Genomic DNA, 24217 nt, shown 5'->3' on the forward strand with positions numbered 1-24217 from the left:
TCCAGTAAAGTCGCGCTCGATGTGTAGTCCACTGCGTCACTGAAATGGCACCCGCTGTCCGCGCGATACGGGCGCGCTGCCGCGTTACAAATGCGCGCGATGCCGTCTGGCACTGCTGCGCTTTGCGCCTTGCATCGCATCCCGTCTCGCACGGCCCTCGGGTGCCATTTCAATGACGCAGTGGACCGGCATCGCGATCCCCGTCCCCATGCGTCAGGAAGAGCGTCTCGCCGCTGTGCTCTCCGAGCTCAACGAGGCGCAGCGCGCGGCCGTCGAGCATGGGGCCGGCGAGGCGCAGCCGGACCCGCGCCCGCTGCTCGTGATCGCCGGCGCCGGCTCGGGCAAGACCAGCACGCTGGCGCACCGCGTGGCCCACCTGATCGCACACGGCGCCGATCCGCAGCGCATCCTGCTCCTGACCTTCTCGCGCCGTGCGGCGCAAGAGATGGAGCGGCGCGCCGGCCAGGTGCTGGCGAAGGTGCTCGGGCTGCGCTCGGAGGCGCCGCCGGCGCTGCCCTGGGCCGGCACCTTCCATGGCGTCGGCGCCCGGCTGTTGCGCGAATACGCGGCACAGATCGGCCTCGACGCCAGCTTCACCATCCACGACCGCGGGGATGCCGAGGACCTGATGGGCCTGGTGCGCAGCGACATCGGCCTGGCCGCCATGGAGCGCCGCTTCCCGCGCAAGGGGACCTGCCTCGCGATCTACTCGCGCGTCGTCAACAGCGGCGCGCCGCTCGCCGAGGTGCTGGCGCAGGCCTTCCCGTGGTGCGCCGAATGGGAGGCCGAGCTCAAGCGCCTGTTCGGCGCCTACGTCGAGGCCAAGCAGGCACAGCAGGTGCTCGACTACGACGACCTGCTCCTGTACTGGGCCGAGATGGTGGCGGAGCCCGCGCTCGCGGCGCAGATCGGCGCGCGCTTCGACCATGTGCTGGTCGACGAGTACCAGGACACCAACCTGCTGCAGGCCGCCATCCTGCGCGCCCTCAAGCCCGACGGCTGCGGCCTCACCGTGGTGGGCGACGACGCCCAGGCCATCTATTCCTTCCGCGGCGCGACGGTGCGCAACATCCTCGACTTTCCCGGCCAGTTCACGCAGCCGGCGCGCATCGTCACCCTGGAGCGCAACTACCGCTCGACCCAGCCCATCCTCGACGTCTCCAACGCCGTGATCGCGGCCGCGGCCGAGCGCCATGCCAAGACCCTGTGGACCGACAAGCCCTCGGTGGGCCGGCCGCAGCTGGTGCTGGTGCCCGACGAGGCCCAGCAGGCCCGCTTCGTGGCCGAACGGGTGCTCGCGCACCGCGAGGGCGGGCTGGCGCTGAAGTCGCAGGCGGTGCTGTTCCGCACCTCGAGCCACAGCGCGGCGCTCGAGCTCGAGCTGGCGCGGCGCAACATCCCCTTCGTCAAGTACGGCGGCCTCAAGTTCCTCGAGGCCGCGCATGTGAAGGACCTGCTGGCGGTGCTGCGCTTCGCGCAGAACCCGCGCGGGCGCATGGCGGGCTTTCGCGTGACGCAGCTGATCCCCGGCATCGGTCCGGCCACATCGACGCGGCTGCTCGATGCGATGGCCCAGGCGGAGGACCCCGGCGCCGTCGTGCAGACCTTCCAGCCGCCGGCCGCTGCGAAGGAGGAGTGGGCGCACTTCGCGGCCATCTATGCGCAGCTGCGTGCTCCGGAACTCGCCTGGCCGGCCGACATGGAGCTCGCCCTGCGCTGGTACCTGCCGCACCTGGAGCGGCTGCACGACGATGCCGGCCTGCGCCGTGGCGACGTCGAACAGCTGGCGCGGCTGGCCTCGGGCTATGCCTCGCGCGAGCGCTTCCTCACCGAGCTCACCCTCGATCCGCCCGAGGCCACCAGCGACCGGCCCGGCCCGCCCCTGCTCGACGAGGACTACCTCATCCTCTCCACCATCCATTCGGCCAAGGGGCAGGAATGGCGCTCGGTGCATGTGCTCAACGTGGTCGATGGCTGCATCCCCGCCGACGTGGCCCAGGGCGCGCAGGAGCTGGAGGAGGAGCGGCGCCTGCTCTACGTCGCCATGACCCGCGCGCGCGACCACCTGCACCTGATCGTGCCGCAGCGCTTCTACGTCACCCAGCAGGCGGTGCGCGGGGACCGGCATCTCTATGCCGGCCGCACGCGCTTCATCACGGCGGCCGAGGCCCGGGGCTTCGAGCAGCTCACCTGGCCGCCGCCGCCCGAACGCGCCCCCGCCGTGCCGCCGCCCGCGGCCGTCATCGATCTGCAAAAACGCCTGCGCGCCGCCTGGCGCTGAGCGCGGCGCGCGGTCTTTAGCACTACAAAATTCATAGCGCCTGGGCCTTGACCCCAGGGCCATGCGGGGGTTTGCGCCCAGAGGGATTGCAATTCGATGACAGCATGGGCATAGTGAACCGAAGCTTCCCCTCTCTCCCTCCCTCTCCCTCTCTTCCTCACCCCCATTCGTTTTCGCCGGCCAGGCTTCACCTCCATGAAGCAGGGTCTTTTTCCCAAACCGTCAGTTCCAGGAGGTCATTCATGAATTTGACGATCAGCGGTCATCACCTCGACGTCACCCCCGCGCTTCGCAATTACGTCACGAGCAAGTTGGACCGAATCACCCGCCACTTCGACCAGGTGGTCGATATCAAGGTGATCCTCACGGTGGAAAAGCAGAAGGAAAAGGAAGGGCGCCAACGGGCCGAATGCAATATTCACGTCAAGGGCAATGACATGTTCGCCGAGTCGAGCCACGCTGATCTCTACGCCGCCGTCGACCAGTTGGTCGACAAGCTCGACCGCCAGGTCGTGCGCCACAAGGAGTCCCTCAAGAACCACTTCCACGCAGCGCCGAAACGCGTGATGTAGTGCCACCTCGGGCAAACACTCTTGCGGGCCGCCTTCGGGCGGCCCTTTGCTTTTTGCCGGGCGGGTGCATAATCGCCCCCGCCCTGCCCCAACATGAACCGACTCGCGTCCATCCTGCCGCCCGCTCAAGTCCTCGTGAGCGTTGACGCCACCAGCAAGAAACGAGCTTTCGAAGAAGCGGGCTTGCTGTTTGAAAACCTGCATGGCCTCGGCCGCGCCCTCATCACCGACAGCCTGTTCGCCCGCGAACGCCTGGGCTCCACCGGTCTGGGGCACGGCGTGGCCATCCCGCATGGCCGCATCAAGGGCCTCAAGTCGCCAATGGCCGCGGTGTTCCAGCTGGCCAACCCGATCGGCTTCGACGCCCCGGACGAACAGCCGGTGGTGCTGCTGATCTTCCTTCTGGTGCCCGAAGCGGCGACCCAGAAACATCTTGAAATACTCTCCGAGATCGCCGAACTGCTGAGCGATGCCGGCCTGCGCGAGCAGATCAAGTCGAGCAACGACGCCGCCCAGCTGCATGCCCTGATCGCAGGATGGCAATCGGCCCAGGTCGCTTGAAGCGCGTCGTTCGTCGCCTGGGACCGTCTGGCGCATGAAGCCGACCGTCATCAGTGCCGACGCGATGTTCGAGGAGTTCCGCGGGTCGCTCCGTTGGGAGTGGCTCGCCGGCCTGGGCGCCTCGGAGCGCCAATTCGATCCCGGCGTCATCAGCCGTGCCCAGTCGGCCGCCGACCTGGTCGGCTACCTCAACTACATCCATCCGTACCGCGTGCAGATTCTCGGCGCACGCGAGGTGGCCTACCTCACGCGCGGCTCGCCCGACGACTGCGTGCGGCGCATCGCCCGCATCGTGACCCTGGAGCCTCCCATGCTCGTGCTGGCCGACGGCCAGACGGCGCCCGACCAGCTGCTGTCGATCTGCGAGCGGGCGCAGCTGCCCCTGTTCGCGACGCGGGAATCCTCCGCCTTCGTGATCGACCTGCTGCGCGCCTACCTGTCCAAGCATTTCGCCGAGCGCACCTCGATGCACGGCGTTTTCATGGACATCCTCGGCCTGGGCGTGATGATCACGGGCGAGTCGGGACTGGGGAAGAGCGAGCTGGGCCTGGAGCTGATCTCGCGCGGCAACGGCCTGGTGGCCGACGACGCGGTCGACCTCTACCGCATCAACCAGGCCACGCTGGAAGGGCGCTGCCCCGAGCTGCTGCAGAACCTGCTGGAGGTGCGCGGCATCGGCTTGCTGGACATCCGCGCCATCTTCGGCGAGACGGCGGTGCGCCGGAAGATGCGGCTCAAGCTGATCGTGCACCTGGTGCGGCGCGACAGCTTCGAGCGCGACTACGAGCGCATGCCCTCGGCGCCGCTGACCCAGGACGTGCTGGGCATCCCGGTGCGCAAGGTGATCATCCAGGTGGTGGCCGGCCGCAACATCGCCGTGCTGGTGGAGGCGGCGGTGCGCAATTCGATCCTGCAGCTGCGGGGCATCGACACGTACGCCGATTTCGTGGCGCGCCACCACAAGGCGATGGAAGGCGCGCGGGAGGACGACTAGGCGCCTGGGCGGGGCTAACGCTTGCTTGCGCAGTCGGCGCACAGGCCGTACAGCGACATCGCGTGGTCCTGCAGGATCCAGCCCTTGTCCTTCGAGATCATCTGCTGGCGGCGCTCGATTTCGGCGTCGTAGAACTCCTCGACCTTGCCGCAGCCGGTGCACACCAGGTGGTCGTGGTGTTTGCCCTCGTTGAGCTCATAGACCGCCTTGCCGCTCTCGAAGTGGCTGCGCTCGAGGATGCCCGCCTGCTCGAACTGCGTGAGCACGCGGTAGACCGTGGCCAGGCCGATGTCGGAATGCTCGTTGAGCAGCACGCGGAAAACGTCTTCCGCGGTCATGTGGCGCTGGCCGCCGTTCTGGAAGATCTCGAGGATCTTGAGGCGCGGCAGCGTGGCCTTGAGGCCCGTGTTCTTGAGTTCGTCGATATTGGCCATGTTGGTTCCTGCGCCCGTCCCTGCGAGGGCCCACGAAGGGCCAGCCGCTACAATGGCCCGATCATATCGCTTGCCCTCCTGGCCCTTTTCCATGCCTGAGATTTCCCAAAGCCGCCTCTGGCTGCTTGTCGGTGCCGTCGCCGCAACGCTGAGCCTGGGGGCCTGCAGCAGCTTCACCGAGCGCTCGCGCAGCGCGCTCAGCGCCATCACCCCCTACAAGGTCGAAGTGGTGCAGGGCAATTTCGTTTCGAAGGAGCAGGTCGAGCTGCTCAAGCCCGGCATGCCGCGCCAGCAGGTGCGCGAGATCCTCGGCACCTCGCTCCTGAACGACGTGTTCCACTCCAACCGCTGGGACTACGTCTTCACCATCCGGCGGCAGGGCGTCGAGCCCCAGCAGCGGCGCCTGACGCTGTTCTTCAACGGCGAGGTGCTCGACCGTTTCGAGGGCGACCCCATGCCCAGCGAGCAGGAATTCGTCGCCGCCGTCGATGCCCGCGGGCGCGCCGGCAAGGTGCCGGTGCTGGAAGCCACCGAAGACCAGCTCAAGAAATTCGAGCCGGGCAAGGACAAGGGCAAGGAGGCTGAAGCCGAGAGCTCCTCCGCGTCCCTGCCGCCGCTGCCCCCCAGCTATCCGCCGCTCGAAGCGACGCGCTAGCACGCCGATCCGCCGGCAGCATCGGCTGGCATCTCACGAAGGTTCCCTCGCGTGACCGATTCCTCTTCTTCCTCCACGCCGGCGCTGCGCCGGATCGCCATCGCCGGCGCCTCCGGGCGCATGGGCCACATGCTGATCGAGGCCGTGCGCGAAGCCCAGGACTGCCGGCTGGCCGGCGCCCTCGACATCGCGGGCAGCCCCGCGCTCGGCAGCGACGCCGCCGCCTTCCTCGGCGCCGCCAGCGGCGTGCCCATCGTGTCGGACCTGCGCACCGGCCTGCAGGACGCCCAGGTCCTGATCGACTTCACCCGGCCCGAAGGCACGCTGGCGCATCTGGCGGTGTGCCGCGAGTTGGGCGTGCAGGCCGTGATCGGCACCACCGGCTTCAGCGAGGCCCAGAAGGCCGAGATCGCCGCCGCGGCCAAGGACATCGCCATCATGATGGCGCCCAACATGAGCGTGGGCGTCAACGTCACCTTCAAGCTGCTGGAGATGGCGGCCAAGGCCCTGTCCACCGGCTACGACATCGAGATCATCGAGGCGCACCACCGCCACAAGGTCGATGCGCCCTCGGGCACCGCGCTCAAGATGGGCGAGGTGATCGCCGGCGCGCTGGGCCGCGATCTCAAGGACTGCGCGGTCTACGCGCGCGAGGGCATCACCGGCGAGCGCGACCCCTCCACCATCGGCTTCGCGGCCATCCGCGGCGGCGACATCGTGGGCGACCACACGGTGCTCTTCGCCGGCACCGGCGAGCGCATCGAGATCACCCACAAGTCCGCCAGCCGCGCCACCTACGCGCAGGGCAGCCTGCGCGCGGTGCGCTTCCTGGCCGAGCGCAAGACCGGGCTGTTCGACATGTTCGACGTCCTCGGGCTGCGCTGACCTCCCCCGCATGACGATCCTGGAGCTGCTCACCCACGGCGATGGCGTCAGCCGCTCGGTGGCGGCGCTGCTGCTGCTGATGTCGGTGGCGAGCTGGGTCGTGATTCTCTGGAAGGCCTGGCTGCTGCGCGGCGGCACGCACGACGTGGTGCGCAGCATCGCCGCCTTCTGGCAGTCGGCTTCGCTGGGCGACGCCGAGCAGAGGCTGCGGGGCTTCGACCGCGCGGCCCTGGTCTGGCCGGCGGTGAGCGCGGTCCGCCAGCTCGGCGCGCAGCCCGATCCCGCCACGCTCGGCGGCGCAGTCGCTCGCGCCCAGCGCCTCACGCGGGTGCTGCGCGACGCCTTGCATGCCGCCCTGCGGCGCCTGCAGTCCGGGCAGATCCTGCTGGCCACGGTCGGCGCCACCGCGCCCTTCGTCGGGCTCTTGGGCACGGTCTGGGGTATCTACGGCGCGCTGACCGGCATCGCCGGCGAGGCCGGCGGCTTCACCATCGACAAGGTGGCCGGCCCGGTGGGGGAGGCGCTCATCATGACCGCCTTCGGCCTGGCAGTGGCCATCCCGGCCGTCCTGGCCTACAACGTGTTCGGCCGCGTGGTCAGCCGCATCGAGGCCGAGCTCGAGGGCTTCGCGCACGACCTGCTGGGCGCCCTGGGCGAAGACCCGGCGCGCGAGGCGCCGCTGCCGCCGGCCCGCGCAATGCCCGCGTAGCCGGCCCGGACGCTTCCATGGCCTTCGGTCGCACCTCCCTCGGCAGCAGCGCCACCGGCGGCCGCGCGATCGGCGCCGGCGGGCAGCGGCCGTTGTCGGACATCAACGTCACGCCGCTGGTGGACGTGATGCTGGTGCTGCTGGTCATCTTCATCATCACCGCTCCCCTGATGGCCAGCTCGATCAAGCTCGACCTGCCACGCACCGATGCCGGCCAGCCCACCGACACGCCGAAGTTCGTGAGCCTCTCGGTCGATGCCGCCGGCCGGCTCTTCCTGAACGACCAGCCCGTGACGCCCGAGGAGCTCGCGGCCCGGCTCCAGAAGGCCGCTGCCGACAGCCGCGACACCGAGGTCCAGCTGCGCGCCGACCAGACCGTTCCCTACGGCCGGGTGGTCGAGCTGATGGGCATCGCGAACAAGGCGGGCCTGAGCCGCATCGGTTTCGTGACCCAGGCGCCGGCCAAGTAGCCGCCCGTCACGGACCCGCCGGATCAGCCCAGCCTGACCGGCCGGGTATGCCAGATCTCGTGCGCGTACTGCGCGATCGTGCGGTCCGACGAGAAGCCGCCCATGCCCGCCACGTTGAGGATCGCCATGCGCGTCCACGCGTCGGGATGGCGATACAGCGCGTCGACCTTGTCCTGCGTCTTGACGTAGCTCGCATAGTCGGCCAGCAGCAGGTACTGGTCGCCCCAGTTCACGAGGGCCTCATAGATTTCCTGGTAGCGCGCCGGCTCGGCAGGCGAGAAGACGCCGTCGCGAATGCTGTCCAGCACGCGGCGCAGATGCGGGTCGGATTCGTAGATGACGCGTGGCTGGTAGCCGCCGGCGCGGATCTCGGCAACCTCGGGCGTGGTGTTGCCGAAGATGAAGATGTTCTCCGCGCCCACGCTCTCGCGCATCTCGACGTTGGCGCCATCGAGCGTGCCGATGGTCAGCGCACCATTGAGCGCGAACTTCATGTTGCCGGTGCCGGAAGCCTCGGTGCCGGCTGTCGAGATCTGCTCGGACAGGTCGGCCGCCGGCATGATGACCTCTGCCAGGCTCACGCTGTAGTTGGGCACGAACACGACCTTCAGCAGCTCGCCCACCCGATCGTCGTTGTTGACCACCTGCGCCACGTCGTTGATGAGACGCACCACGAGCTTGGCCATGTGGTAGGCCGAGGCGGCCTTGCCCCCGAACACCACCACGCGCGGCACGTGGTGTGCCTGCGGCGCGTGCAGGATGCGTTGGTAGCGCGTGATCACATGCAGCAGGTTGAGCAGCTGCCGCTTGTACTCGTGCATGCGCTTGACCTGGACGTCGAACATGGCGTCCGTGTCGACGACGATGCCCAGGTTCTGCTCGATCCAGTTGGCCAGGCGCAGCTTGTTCTCGCGCTTGGCATGGCGAAAGGCCCGCACGAAGGCCGGCTGCTGCGCCATCGGCCGCAGCGCTTCGAGCTGCGACAGCTCGCGCCGCCAGCCGCGGCCGATGCGCGCGTCGAGCAGGGCCGCCAGCGGCGGATTGGCCTGCGCCAGCCAGCGACGCGGCGTCACGCCGTTGGTCTTGTTGTTGAAGCGCTCCGGGAAGAGGCGCGCGAAGTCGGCGAAGATCGACTGCTTCATGAGCTCCGAATGCAGGGCCGAGACGCCGTTGATCGAATGGCTGGCCAGCACTGCCACGTAGGCCATGCGCACGCGCCGCTCGCCGGACTCGTCGATGAGCGACATGCGCCGCATGAGCTCCACGTCGTGGCCGTTCGCGTGGGCCACGACGTGGAGGAATCGTGCGTTGATCTCGAACAGGATCTGCAGGTGGCGCGGCAGAACGCGCCCCAGGATCTCGACCGGCCAGGTCTCCAGCGCCTCGTGCATCAGCGTGTGGTTGGTGTAGCTGAACACCTTCTGGGTGTGGGACCATGCCGTGTCCCAAGGCAGGCCGTGCTCGTCGATGAGCAGGCGCATCAGCTCCGGGATCGCCAGGACGGGGTGCGTGTCGTTGAGGTGGATGCTGATCTGCTTGGACAGCGTGTCGAAGCCGGTGTGGTTGCGCAGGTGGCGGTGCAGCATGTCCTGAACGCTGGCGCTGACGAAGAAGTACTCCTGGTGCAGCCGCAGCTCGCGCCCCGAGGCGGTCGAGTCGTCCGGGTAGAGCACGCGCGAGACGTTCTCGGAGTGGTTCTTGCTCTCGACCGCCGCCATGTAGTTGCCGCGGTTGAAAGCCGACAGGTCGATCTCCTCGGTGGCGCGCGCCGACCACAGGCGCAGCGTCTGGGTGGCCTGCGTGCCGTAGCCCGGGACGATGGTGTCGTAGGCCATCGCCAGCACGTCATGCGTGTCGATCCACTTGGCCGCGTCGTGGGAGGCACCCTTGCCGTCCAGGCGCTGGACATGGCCGCCGAAGCGCACGCGGTAGGTCACCTCGGGGCGCTGGAACTCCCAGGGGTTGCCGCGCGTGAGCCAGTAGTCGGGTGTCTCGACCTGCTGTCCGTCGACGATCCGCTGCCGGAACATGCCGTACTCGTAGCGGATGCCGTAGCCCATGCCCGGCACCCCGAGCGTGGCCATGGAGTCGAGGAAGCAGGCCGCGAGCCGCCCGAGGCCGCCGTTGCCGAGCGCGGCGTCGGGCTCGCGCTCGGCGAGCGCCTGGATGTCGACGCCGAAGTCGGCCAGCGCTTCCTTCACGGTGTCCTGCAGCTCCAGCGCGAGCAGGGCGTTGGTGAAGGTGCGCCCGATCAGGAACTCCATCGACAGGTAGTAGACCCGCTTGAGCTTCTGGGTGTACTGGGCGCGCGTCGTCGCCATCCAGCGCTCGACGAGCTGGTCGCGCACCGCCATCGCGGTCGCGTGCAGCCAGTCGTCGGGGCTGGCGGCCACGGGGTCCTTGCCGACCGCATAGATCAGCTTGTTGGCGACGGAGCGCTTGAAGGCGGCGACGTCGCGGTCGGGATGGTCGTACGAGAAATCAGCGAGGGACATGATGTCGGAGGGTGGGGTGGTGTTTGTTGCCTCAGGCCAGCGCCTGGGCATAGACGTCGAGATAGCGGGCGGCCGCGCTGCCCCAGTCGGCGGGGCGGCCCATCGCGCTGGCGCGCACCGCGTCCCAGTCGGCCGGGCGGCGGTAGAGGGCGAAGGCGCGGCGCAGCGCGCGCCCGAAGCCGTCGGCGTCGAAGGTGTCGAAGCAGAAGCCGGTGGCCCGGCCGTCGGCCATGTCTTCCAGCGTGGCATCGACGACGGTGTCGGCCAGGCCGCCGACGCGGTGCACCAGCGGCAGGCTGCCGTATTTGAGGCCGTACATCTGCGTCAGGCCGCAGGGCTCGAACAGCGAGGGCACCAGGGTCACGTCGCCGGCACCGAAGAGGCGGTGCGCGAGCGGCTCGCTGTAGCCCAGCGTGACGCTGACCGACCGCGGCGCGGCTGTGGCCCGTTCGCGGAATGCGCGCTCCAGCCCGGCATCGCCGCTGCCGAGCAGGGCCAACTGGCCTCCCTGCGCCAGCAGGGCGTCGAGCCCGCCGAGCACCAGGTGCAGGCCCTTCTGCTCGGTCAGGCGGCTCACGACCACGAAGAGCGGCGTCTCGGCCCCCGGCGCGAGCCCGAGCTGCGCCTGCAGCGCCGTCTTGCAGCGCATCTTGCCGGCCCATTGCCCGGGCTCGAAGCGGTGCGGCAGGAGCGCGTCGGTGGCCGGGTTCCAGACCTGGTCGTCGACCGCGTTGAGGATGCCGCTGAGAACGCCACTGCGGCGGCGCAACAGGCCGTCCAGCCCGCAGCCCTGCTCGGGCGTCTGGATCTCGCGGGCGTACGTCGGACTCACGGTGGTGATGCGGTCGGCGAAGCCCAGGCCGCCCTTCATGAAGGAGAGCTGGCCGTGGTATTCCAGGCCGTCCATCCCCCAGGCGGTGGCCGGCAGGCCGAGGTCGGCGAAATCCCAGGGCGCGAACAGCCCCTGGTAAGCCAGGTTGTGGACCGTGAAGACGCTGCCGACGCGCGGATGCCCGTGGCGGGGCGCGAACGCCAGGTAGGCCGGCGCCAGGGCGGCATGCCAGTCGTGCGCATGAACCACCTGGGGCTGCCAGGCCGCATCGAGCCCGTGGGCGATCCGCGCTGCGGCAAAGCCCAGCAGCGCGAAGCGCCGGTGGTTGTCCCCGTAGGGTTTCCGCTGCGCGTCCTCGTACGGATTGCCCGGGCGGTCGTACAGCCACGGCGCGTCGATCCAGTAGGCCGGCAGGTCCGGCGCGCCTTCGGCCCTGATGCGCCCGAGGCGCAGGCGCACGCGCTCGCCCCAGGGAGCCTCCAGCTCGGCCACCTGGACCGCGTCGGCAACGCCATCCCGGATCGCCGGAAAGCCCGGGAGCAGCACCCGCACGTCCTGCTGCGCGGCCAGCAAGGCCCGCGGCAGCGCGCCGGCAACATCGGCCAGGCCACCGGTCTTGAGCAGCGGGAACAGTTCGGCGCTGACCTGGAGGATCCTCATTCGAGCCGCTTTAGCATGTCGCGCGTGATCAGCACCACGCCGCCTTCGGTGCGCTCGAAACGCGCCGCGTCGGCCGCCGGATCCTCGCCGACGACGATGTCCTCGGGAATCACGCAGCCGCGGTCGATCACGACCTTGCGAAGCCGCGCGCCGCGGCCCACCTCGACGTCCGGCAGCAGCACCGCCTCCTCGATCCTGCAGAAGGAATGCACCCGCACGCCGGAGAACAGCACCGAATCCTTGACGTGCGAGCCGGACACGATGCAGCCGCCCGAGACGATGGTATTGACCGTCATGCCATGCTTGCCGTCGCGGTCGAGCACGAACTTGGCCGGCGGCAGCTGCCGCTGGTAGGTCCAGATGGGCCAGTCGGTGTCATAGATGTCGAGCTCGGGGGTGATCGAGGCCAGATCGAGGTTGGCAGCCCAGAATGCATCAATCGTGCCGACGTCGCGCCAGTAGGCCTTGGCGTCGGCGCCGTGGCGCGCGCGCGTCACGCAGGACATGCCGAAGGGGTGCGCCACCGCCCGCCCCTGGGCGACCGAGCGCGGGATGATGTCCTTGCCGAAGTCATGGCTGGAGGCCGGGTCGGCGCTGTCTTCCTCCAGCAGGCGGTACAGGTACTCGGAGTCGAAGATGTAGATGCCCATGCTGGCCAGCGCGACTTCGGGCTTGCCGGGCATGGCCGGCGGGTCGGCCGGCTTCTCGAGGAAGGCGGAGATCCGGCGTTCGCCGTCCACCGCCATCACGCCGAAGGCGACGGCTTCCATGCGGGGCACCTCGATGCAGCCGACCGTGCACCCCCGCCCATGCGCGACGTGGTCGCCCAGCATGATCGAATAGTCCATCTTGTAGACGTGGTCGCCGGCCAGCACGACCACGTAGTCGTGCGGCGTCGAGCGGGTCTGGATGATGTCCAGGTTCTGGTAGACCGCGTCGGCCGTGCCGCGGTACCAGTGCTCCTCGCCGACGCGCTGCTGGGCCGGCAGCACGTCCACCATCTCGTTGAGCTCGGCGCGCAGGAAGCTCCAGCCGCGCTGCAGGTGGCGCATCAGGGAGTGCGACTTGTACTGGGTGACCACCGCCATCCGCCGGATGCCCGAATTGAGGCAGTTGGAGAGCGCGAAATCGATGATGCGGAACTTGCCGCCGAAATACACCGCCGGCTTGGCCCGGCGGTCGGTCAATTGCTTGAGGCGGGAGCCCCGTCCGCCCGCCAGTACCAGCGCAATGGTGCGGCGAACGAGCTGGTGGGCCTGAAGATTCGGTTGCGTGCTGCTTTCCATCTCTTGCCTCCGTCGTCTTTTCCGTCGGGCGCCAGCCTAGCATTTCTGGCGTGTTCGTGGCTGCTTCGCTGCCCGGGTTCGCAGCCGGACGCCGCCCCGGCGCCGCAGCCGCGATAATCCGCCTTCCCCCGGCCAGCCGATGCCGGGCTGTTGTCGAAGTCCCATGAACCCCAGCTACAAACCCAGCGATGTCGAGTCGTCCGCCCAGGCGGCCTGGACGGCCGCCGATGCCTACCGCGTGACCGAGGACGCGAAAAGGAAGAAGTACTACGCCTGCTCGATGCTGCCGTACCCCAGCGGCAAGCTGCACATGGGCCATGTGCGCAACTACACCATCAACGACATGCTCACGCGCTACCTGCGCATGAGCGGCTACAACGTGCTGATGCCGATGGGCTGGGACGCCTTCGGCCTGCCGGCCGAGAACGCCGCGCTCAAAAACGGCGTCCCCCCGGCCAAGTGGACCTACGAGAACATCGGCTACATGAAGGGCCAGCTCCAGGCCATGGGTCTGGCGATCGACTGGAGCCGCGAGATCGCGACCTGCGATCCCGGCTACTACAAGTGGAACCAGTGGCTGTTCCTCAAGATGCTCGAGAAGGGCATCGCCTACCGCAAGACCCAGGTGGTCAACTGGGACCCGGTCGACCAGACCGTGCTGGCGAACGAGCAGGTGATCGACGGCAAGGGCTGGCGCACCGGCGCGACCGTCGAGCGGCGCGAGATTCCCGGCTACTACCTGAAGATCAGCGACTACGCCGAGGAACTGCTCGACCACACCCAGCACAAGCTGCCGGGCTGGCCCGAGCGCGTCAAGCTGATGCAGGAGAACTGGATCGGCAAGAGCGAGGGCGTGCGCTTCGCCTTCCCGCACGACATCAGGGACGAGAAGGGCGAGCTCATCCAGGGCGGCCGCATGTACGTCTTCACCACGCGGGCCGACACCATCATGGGCGTCACCTTCTGCGCCGTGGCGCCGGAGCATCCGCTGGCCGTGCATGCCGCGAAGCTGGACCCCAAGGTCGCCGCCTTCGTCGAGGAATGCAAGAGCGGCGGCACGACCGAGGCCGAGCTGGCGACGCAGGAGAAGAAGGGCGTGCCCACCGGCCTGCATGTGCGCCACCCGATCACCGACGAGCCGGTGCCCGTCTGGGTCGGCAACTACGTGCTGATCGGCTACGGCGACGGCGCCGTGATGGGCGTGCCGGCGCACGACGAGCGCGACTTCGCCTTCGCCAACAAGTACGGCATCGAGATCATCCAGGTGGTGCTGGTCGATGACGAGCCGCATTTCGACTACCACCGCTGGCAGGACTGGTACGCCGACAAGCAGCGCGGCGTGACCATCAACTCCGACAACTTCAGCGGCATGTCCTATGCCGAGGCGGTCAAGGCGGTGGCGCATGCGCTGGACCTGAAGGGCCTGGGCGAGATGCAGACCACCTGGCGCCTGCGCGACTGGGGCGTGAGCCGCCAGCGCTACTGGGGCACGCCGATCCCCATCATCCACTGCGATGAGCACGGCGCGGTGCCGGTGCCCGAGAAGGACCTGCCGGTGGTGCTGCCGACCGACTGCGTGCCCGACGGCTCGGGCAATCCGCTGCACAAGCACGAAGGCTTCCATGCCGGCGTGGTCTGCCCCGTCTGCGGCAAGCCCGCGCGGCGCGAGACCGACACCATGGACACCTTCGTCGACAGCGCCTGGTACTTCATGCGCTATTGCGATCCGAAGAACGACCAGGCCATGGTCGCCGAGGGCGCCAAGTACTGGATGCCGATGGACCAGTACATCGGCGGCATCGAGCATGCGATCCTGCACCTGCTCTACGCGCGCTTCTGGACCAAGGTGATGCGCGACCTCGGGCTGGTGAAGGTGGACGAGCCTTTCAGCAAGCTGCTCACGCAGGGCATGGTGCTCAACCACATCTTCTACCGGCGCAACGAGAAGGGCGGCAAGGAATACTTCCCGCCTTCGGAGGTGACGCAGGTGCTGGACGCGCAAGGCCGCATCACCGGCGGCACGCTGGCCGACGGCACGGCGGTCGAGTACGGCGGCGTCGGCAAGATGGGCAAGAGCGAGCGCAACGGCGTGGACCCGCAGGACCTGATCGAGAAGTACGGCGCCGACACCGCGCGCCTCTACACCATGTTCACCGCGCCGCCCGAGGCCACGCTGGAGTGGAACGACGCCGCCGTGGAGGGCAGCTTCCGCTTCCTGCGCCGGGTCTGGAACTACGGCGTCGCGCTCGGCACGGCACAGGCGGCCGTGCCTGAAGGCACCGAGATCGACATCGAGATGGTCGATCCGCGCTCGGCCTTCGGCAAGGAAGCCAAGGCGCTGCGCCGCGAGGTGCATACCGTGCTGCGGCAGGTCGACTACGACTACCAGCGCATGCAGTACAACACCGTGGTGTCGGGCGCGATGAAGCTGCTGAACGCGCTGGAGGGCTTCAAGGCCAACGGCAGCCCGGGCGACCGGGCGGCGGTGCGCGAAGGCTTCGGCATCCTGCTGCGCTGCCTCTACCCGGCCACGCCGCACATCACGCATGCACTGTGGCATGCGCTCGGCTACGACAAGCTGCACGGCGCGCTGCTCGACGCGCCCTGGCCGGAGGTCGACACGGTCGCGCTCGAGCAGGACGAGATCGAGCTGATGCTGCAGGTCAACGGCAAGCTGCGCGGCTCGCTGCGCGTGCCCGCCAATGCGACCAAGCCGGAGATCGAGAAGATCGCGCTGGCGAGCGAGGCCTTCGTCAAGCACGCCGAAGGTGCCACGGCCAAGCGCGTGATCGTGGTGCCCGGGCGGCTGGTCAACGTGGTGATATGAGCGTGGACATGAACAGATCCTTCCCCTCGCGTCGCGCCCTGCTCGCCGGCGCGGCCGCCACGCTCTTGCTTTCAGGCTGCGGCTTCCAGCTGCGCCGCGCGCCGGACTTCGCCTTCAAGTCGCTGGCGGTGCCGGGCAAATCGGCCTATGTGGTGGCGCTGCGCCGCCAGTTCCGCGCTGCCGGCAACGTCGAGCTGATACCCGAGGAGGAGAAGGAGCGGGCCGAGGCGATCCTCGACGTCCTGTCCGAGACCCGCGGCAGCGCCGTGCTTTCCACCAACTCGTCCGGCCAGGTGCGCGAGCTGCAGCTGCGCCTCACGATGCGCATCCGGCTGCGCACGCCCGGCGGCAAGGAGCTGCTGGGCCCGATCGTGATCGAGCAGTCCCGCGACATCACCTACAACGAAACCGCCGCCCTCGCCAAGGAAAGCGAGACCGAGCTGCTGTACCGCGACATGCAGGCCGACATCGCCCAGCAGACCCTGCGCCGGCTCGCGGCCGTCAAGAGCCTCTGATGCAGCTCGCGGCGGCCCAGCTCGAAGCCCACCTCCAGAAGGGGCTGAAGCCGCTCTACGTGATCCACGGCGACGAGCCGCTGCTCGCGCAGGAGGCGGCCGACGCGATCCGCGCGGTCGCGCGGCAGCAGGGCTACACCGAGCGCAGCTCCTACACCGTGGCCGGCGCCCATTTCGACTGGAGCGCGGTGCTGGCGGCCGGCGGCTCGCTGAGCCTGTTCGCCGACCGGCAGATGGTCGAGATCCGCATCCCCTCGGGCAAGCCGGGCAAGGACGGCAGCGCCGCGCTGCAGCAGATCGCCGAGGCCGCCGCGGGCAACGACAGCACCCTGACGCTGGTCCTGCTGCCGCGGCTGGACAAGGCCACGCGCACCGGCGCCTGGTTTGCCGCGCTCGAGACCCACGGCGTCACCTTGCCCGTCGAGACCATCGAGCGCGCCGCGCTGCCGCAGTGGATCGCGCAGCGGCTGGCACGCCAGGACCAGCGCGTGAAGGGTGGCGAGGAAGGCCAGCGCACCCTGCAGTTCTTCGCCGACCGCGTCGAGGGCAACCTGCTGGCCGCGCACCAGGAGATCCAGAAGCTCGCGCTGCTCTACCCCGCGGGCGAGCTCGGCTGGGAGCAGGTCGAGGCCGCGGTCAACAACGTGGCGCGCTACGACGTCTTCAAGCTCTCCGAGGCGGTGCTGGGCGGCAACCCGCAGCGGGTGGCGCGCATGCTCGACGGCCTGCAGGCCGAGGGCGAGGCCGAGGTGCTGGTGCATTACACGCTGGCCGAGGACATCCGCGCGCTCAAGCGGGTGAAGGACGCCATGTCGGCCGGCCGCCCGCTGCCCATGGCGTTGCGCGAGAACCGCATCTGGGGCCCGCGCGAGCGTACCTTCGAGCGCGTGCTGCCGCGGCTGGACGATCGCGCGCTGGCCCGCCTGCTGCGCGCCGCCCATGTGGTCGACGGCATCGTCAAGGGCCTGAAGCAGCCCGATTGGCCGGCCAGCGGCTGGCAGGCGCTGCAGCGGCTGGCGCTGATGCTGTGCCGGGCCTGCGCGGCGCCGGCGCGCGGTTGAAGCCGTCCGCCCGGCGTTGCTTTTTCAGGAACCCGGCGTTTCCATGCGCCGCCCAGTCCCGCGGGCCTCGCGTGGGAAAATGCGGGTCATGAACGCCTTCAACGTCAACGAACACATGCAGGCCCTGGGGCTGCAGGCCAAGACGGCCTCCGCCCGGATGGCGAAGGCCCCCGCGGCGACCAAGAACCAGGCGCTCAAGGCGCTGGCGCGGCGCCTGCGCGAGAGCGCCGAAGCCCTGGCACCCGCCAACGCGCGCGACGTCGAACGCGCCCAGGCCGCCGGCCTCTCGGCCCCGATGGTCGATCGCCTCAAGCTCACGCCCAAGACCATCGAGACCGTGGCGCTGGGCTGCGAGCAGCTGGCCGCCATGCCCGACGTGATCGGCGAAGTCATCGGCATGCGCCAGCAGCCCAGCGGCATCCGGGTGGGCCAGATGCGCGTGCCGATCGGCGTCTTCGGCATGATCTACGAGAGCCGGCCCAACGTGACCATCGAGGCGGCCAGCCTCGCCATCAAGAGCGGCAACGCGGCCATCCTGCGCGGCGGCTCGGAGGCGATCGACTCGAACAAGGCCCTGGCCGCGCTGGTGGGCGAGGCGCTGGCCGAGGCCGGCCTGCCGGTGGAGGCGGTGCAACTGGTGCAGACCACCGACCGCGAGGCCGTGGGCCGGCTGATCGCCATGCCCGAGTTCGTGGATGTGGTCATCCCGCGCGGCGGCAAGGGCCTGATCGAACGCATCAGCCGCGAGGCCAAGGTGCCCGTGATCAAGCACCTGGACGGCAACTGCCATGTTTACGTCGACGACACGGCCGAGTTGGACATGGCGGTGCGCATCGTGGACAACGCCAAGACGCAGAAGTACAGCCCCTGCAACGCGGCCGAGGGCCTGCTGGTCGCGGCCTCGATGGCCGAGAGCTTCCTGCCCGAGATCGGCGCCATTTTCGCGGCCAAGGGGGTCGAGATGCGTTGCGACCCCGCCGCCGCGCGCATCCTGCGGGCCGAGGGCGCGCTGCCCCCGGGCGCCAAGGTGGTCGACGCGGTCGAGTCCGACTGGTCGGAGGAATACCTGGCGGCCGTCATCAGCATCAAGGTGGTGGAGGGCGTCGACGAGGCCATCGCCCACATCAACCGCTATTCCAGCCACCACACCGACGCCATCGTCACCCGCGACCACATGCACGCCCAGCGCTTCCTGCGCGAAGTCGACTCGGCCAGCGTGATGGTCAATGCCAGCACGCGCTTCGCCGACGGCTTCGAGTTCGGGCTGGGGGCCGAGATCGGCATCAGCACCGACAAGTTCCATGCGCGCGGGCCGGTGGGGATCGAGGGGCTGACCTCGCTGAAGTACGTGGTGCTGGGGCAGGGCGAAGTTCGGAGCTGAAGGGCGGCGAGCAGGCGCTTGTCATCCTGGCCGGCGCCCTCAAATCCTACAATTCCACTCCACCTTTCGTCGCAGAACACGCATAACAAGGCCGCCTCATGGTTCCCCACCTCGTCACCGCCCTGACCGGCCCGATCAACGAACTGGAGCAGCGCATCCTCGACTCCATGCCGGCCATCGAGCGCTGGTTCCGGCTCGAATGGATGGAGCACACGCCGCCGTTCTACAGCTCCGTCGACATCCGCAATGCCGGCTTCAAGCTGGCGCCGGTCGACACCAGCCTCTTTCCGCGCGGCTGGAACAACCTCACCGACGACATGCTGCCGCTGGCGGTGCAGGCCGCGCAGGCCGCCATCGAGAAGATCTGCCCCGAGGCGCGCAACCTGCTGGTAATCCCCGAGAACCACTCGAAGAACACCTTCTACCTGGCCAACGTGGCGCGGCTGGTGCGGATCTTCCACATGGCGGGGCTCAACGTGCGGGTCGGCTCCATCGACCCGGCCATCAAGTCGCCCAAGAAGATCGAGCTGCCGCACGGCGAGAGCGTGTGCCTGGAACCGGTGGTGCGCAGCCGGCGGCGCCTGGGGCTCAAGCACTTCGACCCCTGCACCATCCTGCTCAACAACGACCTGTCGGCCGGCACGCCGGGCATCGTCGAGGACCTGCACGAGCAGTACCTGCTGCCGCCGCTGCATGCGGGCTGGTCGGTGCGCCGCAAGAGCAACCACCTGCACAGCTACGAGGAAGTGTCCAAGCGCTTCGGGAAGCTGCTGGGCATCGACCCCTGGCTGATCAACCCCATGCACGCCCGTGCCGGCGGCGTCGACCTGACCGAAGGCAAGGGGCTGGACGTGCTCACCAGCCACGTCGATGCGCTGCTCACCAAGATCCGCCGCAAGTACAAGGAATACGGCATCAACGAGAAGCCCTTCGTGGTGGTCAAGTCGGACAACGGCGCCGACCCCATGGGCGTGATGACGGTGCGCGACGTGAAGGACCTGGAGGCCTTCAACCATCGCGCACGCACCCGCGGCGCCGCCGCCAACGACGAGGTGCGCGCCTCGGGCGACCTGATCGTGCAGGAAGGCGTGCTGACCAACGAGCGCGTGCATGACGGCGTGGCCGAGCCGGTGGTCTACATGATGGACCGCTACGTGGTCGGCGGCTTCTACCGGGTGCATGCGGAGCGCAGCCCCGACGAGAACCTCAACATCCCGGGGGCCAGCTTCGTGCCGCTGGCCTTCTCGGAGAGTGCGCACTTACCGCAGCCGGGCGCCAAGCCTGGCGCGAGCGCCCCCAACCGCTTCTACATGTACGGGGTGATCGGCCGGCTGGCCATGGTGGCGGCCAGCTATGAAATGGAAGCCACCGATCCCGACGCCGAGACGTACGAATGATTTCTTAATCGCCCCGGTCTTGCGGCGGGTCCGGGTGGCGGCAAAATAGCGACCCCACAGCAACGCAAAACCCCGAGGGCGGAGGGCAACGCGGCAGGCCTCATGAGGCCGTCGAGGCGCCAGGGCGTGAAGATCACGCCGACACCCTTGTGCATCGATTTCCGTGTCCCCCACCAAATCCTCCTCCGCCGCGCTGATCCTCGCGGCCATCGGCGTCGTCTACGGCGACATCGGCACCAGCGTCCTGTATGCGGTCAAGGAGGTGTTCGGCCACGGCCATGTCCCGTTCACGGTCGAGAACGTCTACGGCATCCTGTCGATGTTCTTCTGGACGCTGACGGTGATCGTCTCGCTCAAGTACGTGGTGTTGGTGCTGCGCGCCGACAACGAGGGCGAGGGCGGCCTGGTCGCGATGCTGGCGCTGGCCTCGCAGGCGGTGGTCGACAAGCCCCGGCTGCGCCACGTGTTGCTGATGGTCGGCATCTTCGGCACCTCGCTGTTCTATGGCGACGGCGTCATCACCCCGGCCATCTCGGTGCTGTCGGCGGTCGAGGGCCTGGAGGTGGTGTCGCCGCACTTCAAGCACTATGTGATCCCGATCACGCTGGTCGTGCTGTTCTGCCTGTTCGCGGTGCAGAAGCACGGCACCTCGGGCATCGGCCGCTTCTTCGGGCCCATCACGCTGGCCTGGTTCTTGGTCATCGCGCTCCTGGGCGTCTCGCAGATCATCACCCACCCGTCCATCCTCAAGGCCGTCAGCCCGCACTTCGCGCTGCGCTTCATGTGGGACAACCCGGGCACCAGCTTCATCATCCTGGGCGCGACCGTGCTGTGCGTGACCGGGGCGGAGGCGCTTTACGCGGATCTGGGCCACTTCGGCAAGCGGCCGATCCGCGTCGCCTGGTTCTCGGTCGTGATGCCGGCGCTCACGCTCAACTACTTCGGCCAGGGCGCGCTGCTGCTGGAGAACCCGGCGGCGGTGAAGAACCCCTTCTTCATGATGGCGCCCGAGTGGGCGCTGATCCCGCTGGTGCTGCTGGCCACCGCGGCCACGGTGATCGCCTCGCAGGCGCTGATCACCGGCGCCTTCAGCGTCACGCGCCAGGTGATCCAGCTGGGCTACCTGCCGCGCCTGAACATCGAGCACACCAGCGTGCGTGCCGCCGGGCAGATCTACATCCCCTTCGTCAACTGGGGCCTGTTCGTCGCCATCGTGCTCGCGGTGGTCATGTTCCGCTCCTCCAGCAACCTGGCCGCGGCCTACGGCATCGCCGTCACCACCGACATGCTGATCACCACGGTGCTGACCTTCTTCGTGATCCGCTACGCCTGGAAGTACCCGCTGGCGCTGTGCATTGCGGCGACCGGCGTCTTCTTCGTGGTCGACTTCCTGTTCTTCGCCTCCAACCTGCTCAAGCTGTTCGAGGGCGGCTGGTTCCCGCTGCTGATCGGCGGCTCCGTCTTCATGCTGATGCTGACCTGGAAGGAAGGCCGCCGCCTCATGGGCCAGATGCAGATGGCCGAGGCCATCGACCTGCGCGGCTTCCTGGACTCGGTCTTCGTCAATCCGCCGGCGCGGGTCGACGGCACCGCGGTCTTCATGACCGCCGAGCCCGGCGTGGTGCCCAATGCGCTCCTGCACAACCTCAAGCACAACAAGGTGATGCACGAGCAGAACCTGTTCGTCACCGTGCGCAACCACGAGGTGCCGTGGATTCCGATGGACAAGCGCATCGAGATGGAGGCGCTCGGCCACCACTGCTGGCAGGTGATCGTGCACTACGGCTTCAAGAACGACGTCGACCTGCCGCGCGCACTCGAGCATGCGCGTCTGCGCGGCTGCCAGCTGGAGCCGATGACCACCAGCTACTTCCTCTCGCGCGACGTGGTCATTCCCACGCTCGGCAGCGGCATGGCGCCGTGGCGCGAGAAGCTGTTCGCCCAGATGCACCACAGTGCGAGCGGGGCGGCGGGCTTCCTGGGCTTGCCGAACAACGCGGTGGTGGAGCTCGGCTCGAAGATAGAGATCTAGCCACCCTCAGAACCATGCAGCGCCTGGCCCGCAAACCCTTCGCCGGCAAGGACATCGCACCTGCCTGCAAGATCAAGCAAGACGTCCGGGCCGCTGCGGCAGCAGACGCGGCCCGCCCTTCATCGAACGCCGGAAAGACATCCTGATGCACATCCTCTTCATTGCCGATCCGCTCGAGCAGTTCAAGATCTACAAGGACACCACCTTCTCCATGATGCGCGAGGCGCAGCGCCGCGGCCACAAGCTCTCGGCCTGCCTGTCGCAAGACCTGACCTGGCAGCGCGGCCACCCCGTCATCGCGAAGGTGCGCGAGATCACGCTGACCGGCGAAGCGGCCTGGTTCCGCGAGGAAGCCGTGATCGAGCGCCCCCTCCAGGCCTTCGACGTGGTGCTGATGCGCAAGGACCCGCCCTTCGACGCCGAATACATCTACGCCACCCACCTGCTCGAGCAGGCCGAGCGCGAGGGCGCGCGCGTGATCAACAAGCCGCGCGCGCTGCGCGACCACCCGGAGAAGCTCGCGATCATGGAGTTCGCGGAGTACACCACGCCCACCCTGGTCACGCGCGACGCGGACGCGGTGCGCGCCTTCCATGCCGAGCACCAGGACATCATCCTGAAGCCGCTGGACGGCATGGGCGGCATGGGCATCTTCCGCGTGCGGGCCGACGGGCTGAACCTCGGCTCCATCGTCGAGACGCTCAACAAGAATGGCGCGCAGACCATCATGGTGCAGCGCTTCGTGCCCGAGATCACGCAGGGCGACAAGCGCATCCTGGTGATCGGCGGCCAGGCCGTGCCCTACAGCCTGGCGCGCATCCCCCAAGGCAGCGAGGTGCGCGGCAACCTGGCCGCCGGCGGCAAGGGCGTGGCGCAGCCGCTGACGGAGCAGGACCGGCGCATTGCCGAGGCCATCGGCCCGGTGCTCAACGAGCGCGGGCTGCTGCTGATCGGGCTGGACGTGATCGGCAACTCGCTCACCGAGATCAACGTCACCAGCCCGACCTGCTTCCAGGAGATCACGGACCAGACCGGCTTCGACGTGCCGGCGATGTTCATCGACGCGCTCGAGGCCGAGCTGCGCTGAGCCGCTGGCCGGCGCCCAGCCCACGGGCCACGCGCACCAAAGGGCCACCCTCCTTCGCTAGTATTTTGTGCTGCTCCCTGCACGGCGCCGCCGACCTGCGACCTCGCCAAACTGCTGCTTGTACCAACGAGAGAAAGCGCTGAGCGCCGAGAAGCCCAGCAGATCGGCCACCTGCGACAGGGGGCGCGTGCCGGCGTCGATGTACTGCGCTGCCAGCTCGCGCCGGATGGTGTTCATCACCTCGGTGAATGTCGTTCCTTCACGCAGGAGCCGCCGATGCACCGTGCGCCGGTCGACGCCGAGTTGTTGCGCCACCTGGTCGATGGAGCACTGGCCTGAAGGCAGCAGCACGAGCAGGATGTTGCGCACGCCATCGACCGCGTTCATGCTGCCCGATCCACCGGTGGCATCGAGAAGCTGTCGCGCATAGCGCGCCATTACCGGATCGGCCATCGGGTTCGGTGCATCCATGTCGCGCGTGGTGCAGACGAGCCCGTTGAAGTCCTGTCCGAAGTCGACGGCATGGCCGAACATGCGAATGTGCAGGCTCGGATCGCGCGGCGGTGCGTGCGCGAAGCACACCCGCAATGGGTTCCACGTCGGACCGAGGAAAAACTTCAGACTGCGGAACATGACGCCGACAAGCAGCTCCATCGCTTGCCGCGATGAGCCGGGGTGGCCGACCAGCAACTCGTCCCGGATCACTGCAATGCCTTCCGCCTCGTCGAACCTCATGAAAAGCGATTCGTTCAGCATGCGGCTGTAGCGCACCAGCGCACGCACGACGCGCCGCACCGTGGGTTCCTCGCGCACCACCAGCGCCACCGGCCCGAGGTTGGACAGGAGCCGCGTCTCGGCCATGCGCAATCCGAAGTTGTCCAGGCCGCTGGCAATCGCCGAGGCCTCCAGCAGGGCGCGCACCGCGTCGCTCGGAATGCGCAGGTCGGGATCGTGCAGGCAGGCCGGGCTGAGCCCCACCTCCGCCAGCAACACCAGCGGATCGAGTCCGGCCGAACGCGCCACCTCGGCATAGTGGGTCAGGCTGGCGCTGCGAACGAGGCTCGACATGGGGTTGGGACCAAG

20 protein-coding genes are annotated in these 24217 nt (G+C 68.5%); 15 read left to right on the forward strand and 5 right to left on the reverse strand.

From position 1 onward, the window contains the following. Window positions 1-172: 172 nt before the first annotated feature. The 4 genes from AC3A6X_RS22320 to hprK all read left to right on the forward strand — a co-directional run bounded on the left by AC3A6X_RS22320 (window position 173) and on the right by hprK (window position 4408). On the forward strand, window positions 173-2281 hold the full coding sequence (locus AC3A6X_RS22320; RefSeq protein WP_487844256.1) for an ATP-dependent helicase: 2109 nt from the start codon (window positions 173-175) through the stop codon (window positions 2279-2281). Between the two features lie 242 nt (window positions 2282-2523). Next, entirely contained in the window at window positions 2524-2853 is a 330-nt protein-coding gene (hpf, locus tag AC3A6X_RS22325; protein WP_106558506.1) for a ribosome hibernation-promoting factor, HPF/YfiA family, read from the forward strand. Window positions 2854-2946: 93 nt separating this feature from the next. Continuing rightward, window positions 2947-3414: a PTS sugar transporter subunit IIA gene (locus AC3A6X_RS22330; protein WP_068681828.1), complete on the forward strand. Its 468-nt coding sequence runs from the start codon at window positions 2947-2949 to the stop codon at window positions 3412-3414. A gap of 34 nt (window positions 3415-3448) precedes the next feature. Then, window positions 3449-4408: an HPr(Ser) kinase/phosphatase gene (gene hprK, locus AC3A6X_RS22335; RefSeq protein ID WP_106558507.1), complete on the forward strand. Its 960-nt coding sequence runs from the start codon at window positions 3449-3451 to the stop codon at window positions 4406-4408. Between the two features lie 14 nt (window positions 4409-4422). Here the strand turns inward: hprK and fur are convergent, their stop codons facing one another. After that, a complete protein-coding gene (gene fur, locus AC3A6X_RS22340) occupies window positions 4423-4842 on the reverse strand; it encodes a ferric iron uptake transcriptional regulator (RefSeq protein ID WP_106558508.1) in 420 nt (139 codons plus the stop codon). A gap of 91 nt (window positions 4843-4933) precedes the next feature. Between fur and AC3A6X_RS22345 the strand changes: the two genes are divergently transcribed. The 4 genes from AC3A6X_RS22345 (at window position 4934) to AC3A6X_RS22360 (ending at window position 7561) form a co-directional block, all read left to right on the forward strand. Then, a complete protein-coding gene (locus tag AC3A6X_RS22345; protein WP_487844257.1) occupies window positions 4934-5497 on the forward strand; it encodes an outer membrane protein assembly factor BamE in 564 nt (187 codons plus the stop codon). Between the two features lie 84 nt (window positions 5498-5581). Beyond that, the gene (gene dapB, locus AC3A6X_RS22350) at window positions 5582-6382 is read left to right on the forward strand and encodes a 4-hydroxy-tetrahydrodipicolinate reductase (RefSeq protein WP_487844338.1); all 801 of its coding nucleotides are present in this window, start codon (window positions 5582-5584) and stop codon (window positions 6380-6382) included. 10 nt (window positions 6383-6392) lie between these two features. After that, window positions 6393-7091 (forward strand): MotA/TolQ/ExbB proton channel family protein, encoded by a 699-nt coding sequence (locus AC3A6X_RS22355; protein WP_487844258.1) that lies wholly within the window; start codon window positions 6393-6395, stop codon window positions 7089-7091. A gap of 17 nt (window positions 7092-7108) precedes the next feature. After that, entirely contained in the window at window positions 7109-7561 is a 453-nt protein-coding gene (locus AC3A6X_RS22360; RefSeq protein ID WP_487844259.1) for an ExbD/TolR family protein, read from the forward strand. A gap of 23 nt (window positions 7562-7584) precedes the next feature. Here AC3A6X_RS22360 and AC3A6X_RS22365 read toward each other — a convergent pair whose 3' ends face one another. From AC3A6X_RS22365 to glgC, 3 genes are read right to left on the reverse strand one after another with little or no spacing between them, the layout of a single operon-like run. After that, on the reverse strand, window positions 7585-10056 hold the full coding sequence (locus tag AC3A6X_RS22365; protein WP_487844260.1) for a glycogen/starch/alpha-glucan phosphorylase: 2472 nt from the start codon (window positions 10054-10056) through the stop codon (window positions 7585-7587). A 31-nt stretch (window positions 10057-10087) separates the two neighbouring features. Continuing rightward, complete coding sequence (gene glgA, locus AC3A6X_RS22370; RefSeq protein ID WP_487844261.1) at window positions 10088-11548, reverse strand: glycogen synthase GlgA; 1461 nt, start codon at window positions 11546-11548, stop codon at window positions 10088-10090. Continuing rightward, window positions 11545-12834 carry a glucose-1-phosphate adenylyltransferase gene (gene glgC, locus AC3A6X_RS22375; RefSeq protein ID WP_487844262.1) on the reverse strand — a complete coding sequence of 430 codons (1290 nt, stop codon included), beginning with the start codon at window positions 12832-12834 and terminating at the stop codon, window positions 11545-11547. The genes glgA and glgC overlap by 4 nt, the downstream gene beginning before the upstream one ends. Window positions 12835-12997: 163 nt before the next feature. Here glgC and leuS point away from each other — a divergent pair, with 163 nt between their 5' ends. The 7 genes from leuS (at window position 12998) to gshB (ending at window position 23134) form a co-directional block, all read left to right on the forward strand. Beyond that, on the forward strand, window positions 12998-15661 hold the full coding sequence (gene leuS / locus AC3A6X_RS22380) for a leucine--tRNA ligase (RefSeq protein ID WP_487844263.1): 2664 nt from the start codon (window positions 12998-13000) through the stop codon (window positions 15659-15661). Window positions 15662-15669: 8 nt separating this feature from the next. Continuing rightward, the gene (locus AC3A6X_RS22385; RefSeq protein WP_487844264.1) at window positions 15670-16176 is read left to right on the forward strand and encodes an LPS-assembly lipoprotein LptE; all 507 of its coding nucleotides are present in this window, start codon (window positions 15670-15672) and stop codon (window positions 16174-16176) included. Continuing rightward, window positions 16176-17237 (forward strand): DNA polymerase III subunit delta, encoded by a 1062-nt coding sequence (gene holA / locus AC3A6X_RS22390; protein WP_487844265.1) that lies wholly within the window; start codon window positions 16176-16178, stop codon window positions 17235-17237. The genes AC3A6X_RS22385 and holA overlap by 1 nt, the downstream gene beginning before the upstream one ends. An 88-nt stretch (window positions 17238-17325) precedes the next feature. Continuing rightward, on the forward strand, window positions 17326-18618 hold the full coding sequence (locus AC3A6X_RS22395) for a glutamate-5-semialdehyde dehydrogenase (RefSeq protein ID WP_487844266.1): 1293 nt from the start codon (window positions 17326-17328) through the stop codon (window positions 18616-18618). Between the two features lie 98 nt (window positions 18619-18716). Beyond that, entirely contained in the window at window positions 18717-20015 is a 1299-nt protein-coding gene (gene gshA / locus AC3A6X_RS22400) for a glutamate--cysteine ligase (RefSeq protein WP_487844267.1), read from the forward strand. 163 nt (window positions 20016-20178) lie between these two features. Further along, on the forward strand, window positions 20179-22047 hold the full coding sequence (locus AC3A6X_RS22405; protein ID WP_487844268.1) for a potassium transporter Kup: 1869 nt from the start codon (window positions 20179-20181) through the stop codon (window positions 22045-22047). Between the two features lie 145 nt (window positions 22048-22192). Continuing rightward, window positions 22193-23134 carry a glutathione synthase gene (gshB, locus tag AC3A6X_RS22410; protein ID WP_487844269.1) on the forward strand — a complete coding sequence of 314 codons (942 nt, stop codon included), beginning with the start codon at window positions 22193-22195 and terminating at the stop codon, window positions 23132-23134. Window positions 23135-23191: 57 nt separating this feature from the next. Here the strand turns inward: gshB and AC3A6X_RS22415 are convergent, their stop codons facing one another. Then, the gene (locus AC3A6X_RS22415; protein WP_487844270.1) at window positions 23192-24202 is read right to left on the reverse strand and encodes an AraC family transcriptional regulator; all 1011 of its coding nucleotides are present in this window, start codon (window positions 24200-24202) and stop codon (window positions 23192-23194) included. Between the last annotated feature and the right edge of the window lie 15 nt (window positions 24203-24217).

Source organism: Variovorax sp. Soil_C_12 (genome assembly GCF_057657375.1).

Excerpts from the sequence above, each read along its gene's own strand:
- AC3A6X_RS22330 (WP_068681828.1), top strand. The coding sequence starts at position 2,947 with ATGAACCGACTCGCGTCCATCCTGCCGCCCGCTCAAGTCCTCGTGAGC.
- gshB (WP_487844269.1), top strand. The coding sequence starts at position 22,193 with ATGCACATCCTCTTCATTGCCGATCCGCTCGAGCAGTTCAAGATCTAC.
- AC3A6X_RS22395 (WP_487844266.1), top strand. The coding sequence starts at position 17,326 with ATGAACGCCTTCAACGTCAACGAACACATGCAGGCCCTGGGGCTGCAG.
- fur (WP_106558508.1), bottom strand. The coding sequence starts at position 4,842 with ATGGCCAATATCGACGAACTCAAGAACACGGGCCTCAAGGCCACGCTG.
- hpf (WP_106558506.1), top strand. The coding sequence starts at position 2,524 with ATGAATTTGACGATCAGCGGTCATCACCTCGACGTCACCCCCGCGCTT.
- glgC (WP_487844262.1), bottom strand. The coding sequence starts at position 12,834 with ATGGAAAGCAGCACGCAACCGAATCTTCAGGCCCACCAGCTCGTTCGC.
- AC3A6X_RS22345 (WP_487844257.1), top strand. The coding sequence starts at position 4,934 with ATGCCTGAGATTTCCCAAAGCCGCCTCTGGCTGCTTGTCGGTGCCGTC.
- AC3A6X_RS22360 (WP_487844259.1), top strand. The coding sequence starts at position 7,109 with ATGGCCTTCGGTCGCACCTCCCTCGGCAGCAGCGCCACCGGCGGCCGC.
- AC3A6X_RS22355 (WP_487844258.1), top strand. The coding sequence starts at position 6,393 with ATGACGATCCTGGAGCTGCTCACCCACGGCGATGGCGTCAGCCGCTCG.
- holA (WP_487844265.1), top strand. The coding sequence starts at position 16,176 with ATGCAGCTCGCGGCGGCCCAGCTCGAAGCCCACCTCCAGAAGGGGCTG.
- AC3A6X_RS22320 (WP_487844256.1), top strand. The coding sequence starts at position 173 with ATGACGCAGTGGACCGGCATCGCGATCCCCGTCCCCATGCGTCAGGAA.
- gshA (WP_487844267.1), top strand. The coding sequence starts at position 18,717 with ATGGTTCCCCACCTCGTCACCGCCCTGACCGGCCCGATCAACGAACTG.
- AC3A6X_RS22415 (WP_487844270.1), bottom strand. The coding sequence starts at position 24,202 with ATGTCGAGCCTCGTTCGCAGCGCCAGCCTGACCCACTATGCCGAGGTG.
- AC3A6X_RS22365 (WP_487844260.1), bottom strand. The coding sequence starts at position 10,056 with ATGTCCCTCGCTGATTTCTCGTACGACCATCCCGACCGCGACGTCGCC.
- AC3A6X_RS22385 (WP_487844264.1), top strand. The coding sequence starts at position 15,670 with ATGAACAGATCCTTCCCCTCGCGTCGCGCCCTGCTCGCCGGCGCGGCC.
- leuS (WP_487844263.1), top strand. The coding sequence starts at position 12,998 with ATGAACCCCAGCTACAAACCCAGCGATGTCGAGTCGTCCGCCCAGGCG.
- glgA (WP_487844261.1), bottom strand. The coding sequence starts at position 11,548 with ATGAGGATCCTCCAGGTCAGCGCCGAACTGTTCCCGCTGCTCAAGACC.
- hprK (WP_106558507.1), top strand. The coding sequence starts at position 3,449 with ATGAAGCCGACCGTCATCAGTGCCGACGCGATGTTCGAGGAGTTCCGC.